The sequence below is a fragment of the Mesotoga sp. HF07.pep.5.2.highcov genome (assembly GCF_003666285.1).
GTDB classification, from domain to species: domain Bacteria; phylum Thermotogota; class Thermotogae; order Petrotogales; family Kosmotogaceae; genus Mesotoga; species Mesotoga prima.
In genome coordinates, this window is the sequence record NZ_JFHJ01000565.1 from 1 (window position 1) to 2,784 (window position 2,784).

The following is a 2,784-nucleotide window of genomic DNA, read 5'->3' on the forward strand; positions in this document are numbered from 1 at the left end:
GCTGCGTCAGTCTTGAAGTCGAGGGCCGAGAAGCTATCATCGAAGAGGAGTATCTTCGGCCTCTTCAGAAGCGCCCTGGCTATGGAGAGCCTCTGCTTCTGCCCTCCAGACACGTTTGTCCCGCCCTGGGAAATTGGCGAGTCAAACCCTTCTTCCTTCGCCCTTATGAATTCGAGGGCCTGGGCGATCTCCGCAGCCCTTTTGATTTCTTCATCGGAGGCATTCTCATTGGCGTATCTGAGGTTCGATTCAATAGTTCCGCTGAAGAGGATGCCCTTCTGGGGGACGTAGCCTATCTTGTCTCTAAGCTCATGTTGATTTACTTCCCGGATGTCAATTCCGTCCACCAGCACCTGACCGCCACAGACATCGTAGAACCTCGGTATCATGTTCAGAAGCGTAGATTTCCCCGAGCCGGTCGAGCCTATGATCGCCGTCGTCTGTCCCGGCAGGGCCGTGAAGCTTATGTCGTTCAGAATGTTTTTCTCGGCACCAGGGAAGCGGTAGCACACGTTCTTGAATTCGACAGTTCCCTTGAAATCACTACCAAATTTCTTCGGTTTTTTTGGGTCTTTTATCTGGGGGTCGACCTCGAGGATCTCGGAGATTCTGGCTGCTGAAACAGAGGCCCTTGGGATCATTATGAACATCATTGTAAACATGAGAAAGGCGAATATGATCAACATGGTGTACTGGATATAGGCCATCATATCTCCGACCTGCATGGTTGAGGCCTCTATCTGGTGCGCGCCCACCCAGACGATGAGGAGCATAGTACCGTTCATCACAAACATCATCGCCGGCATCATCACTACCATCACCCGGTGAACGAAGAGGTCGGTTCTTGTCAAGTCCTTGTTCACGGTGTCGAATCGCTCTTCTTCAAACTCCTGGGTGTTGAAGGCCCTGACGACCATGAGACCGGAAAGATGTTCCCTTGTAACCAGGTTCAGCCTGTCTATAAGCTTTTGTATCTTCTTGAATTTTGGCAGGGCTATGGCGAACACGATTCCAATCAGGCCTAGCATTATGATGACGGCAAGTGCAATAATCCAGGACATGGAAGTACTCTTCTCAAGAGCCCTTATGATTCCTCCGACACCGATGATCGGGGCGTAGAATGCCATCCTAATCAGAAGAACAATCACGAGCTGGATCTGGGTTATATCGTTTGTTGTTCTGGTTATGAGCGAAGCCGTAGAAAACCTGGCAAATTCGGAGTTTGAGAAGTTCTCGACCTTCTCGAAAACGTCTCTTCTCATCCTTCTGGCCGAGGCGGCTGCTATCTTCGAAGCGATGAAGGCAACCATGATTGTGGACAGTGTGCTCAGCAGAGTCACGAGAACCATGACCAAGCCCGTGCTGAGCACGTAGGCGCTCTGGAGCTTAGTAGTGTCCACGCCGAGCTCTTCGTAGATTTCCTTCACGACGAGCGCAGCCGACTGGCTGACGATGTTTTCACCCATGACTTCGACCATGCTGTCGATCTGATTTAGCATTTCGAGCCTCTGAGCCTCGGGCATCAGCCTCATAAGGAGGAATACGTTTGCCCCCTCGGGGATGTTGAAGCCCTCAGGGGGCGCGAAACTACCGTTTGACCCAGTCATGCCGTTCTTGACTCCGGAGTAAGCCATGAGGGCTTTGCCAAAGATCAGACTGAGGGCCTGCCGGTCTTCAATCTCTCCGGGTTTTAGCACATAGACATCTTTGCTCTCCAGCGCAGGGTACTTCTTGAGGTTTTCTTCGTAAGTGGCGGAGTCTTTTGTTATGAGATCGTAGTGGCTCAGAGCTTTTTGCTTATCTTCTCCGCTCATGAACAGCGAGACGTTATCAAAAGCCTCTTTGCTAATGGCCTCCGGGACTGCGTCTTCGATACCGCCCTGCTGGATTCCGACATTTACGATATTCGACATGTAGTCTGGAAGGGCCAATTCCGCCATCGCCTGAACGAAGAGCAGGGCCACTGCGACAATGATGAAGACAGTGTAGGGTTTAAGGTACCGAATCAGTTTGAGCATCGGCTTCGTCCCCTCTCTCTGGGTTCTTGCGATTCTTCAAGTATCTTCTCCAGCTTTTCGAGCCCTCGAATGATGGAATCAACGTCTTCTTCTGTCATGGTTGACAATGCTTTTCTCATCTTTTGCGCAAAGGCATTGAGACCTTTCTTAACTGGTTGGCGATACTCGTCCGCAAGACTTATCATCACGATTCGCCTATCTTCGTCACTTCTCTTTCTTTGGACGATCTTCTTTTCGACGAGCCTGTCGATTATCCCAGACACCGTGCTATTTGAAAGATCGAGTTCTTTACTTATATCGCTTACCTTCATATCGCCACGTAGGTTCAGCACTCTCATAACAAGGATCTGTGATTGGGTCACGCCCATCTTTTTGAAATCACTTTCGAAATTCTGCTTTACAACCGACATTATCCTCTTGACAAGCGTCAGCATCTCTTGTATTCTAGAGCTTTCCTCCAACAAAACCACCTTCTATGCACATCATTCGAACTTTCGCATACGAATACTTAGACTTCGAATATTTCGCATACGAAATATATTGTACAGTAGAAACACAGATGTGTCTATGACGAAAAAAAGAGAAGTCGTAAACTTTGTGGAACAAGCCAGATTCTTTGCTCCTACAAAGTAATTTCTAGGGTCTGGCAGAAGCGAGATCCGTGCAGAGTCTGGAAAAGGAAGATCCCGCACAGGAGCACTAAGGACTGACAGTTGGAGAGTCTTGAACAGGTCGTTTTCAGGGCAGGCTTTACGCGATGACAATT

2 protein-coding genes are annotated in these 2,784 nt (G+C 49.2%); both read right to left on the reverse strand.

Annotated elements, in window-relative coordinates; all coding sequences use genetic code 11:
* The coding region (locus BG32_RS11950) for an ABC transporter ATP-binding protein (RefSeq protein WP_147435003.1) at window positions 1–2,018 on the reverse strand (2,018 nt) is incomplete at its 3' end.
* Window positions 2,006–2,479 carry a MarR family winged helix-turn-helix transcriptional regulator gene (locus BG32_RS11955; protein WP_006486311.1) on the reverse strand — a complete coding sequence of 158 codons (474 nt, stop codon included), beginning with the start codon at window positions 2,477–2,479 and terminating at the stop codon, window positions 2,006–2,008. The genes BG32_RS11955 and BG32_RS11950, both read right to left, overlap by 13 nt.
* Between the last annotated feature and the right edge of the window lie 305 nt (window positions 2,480–2,784).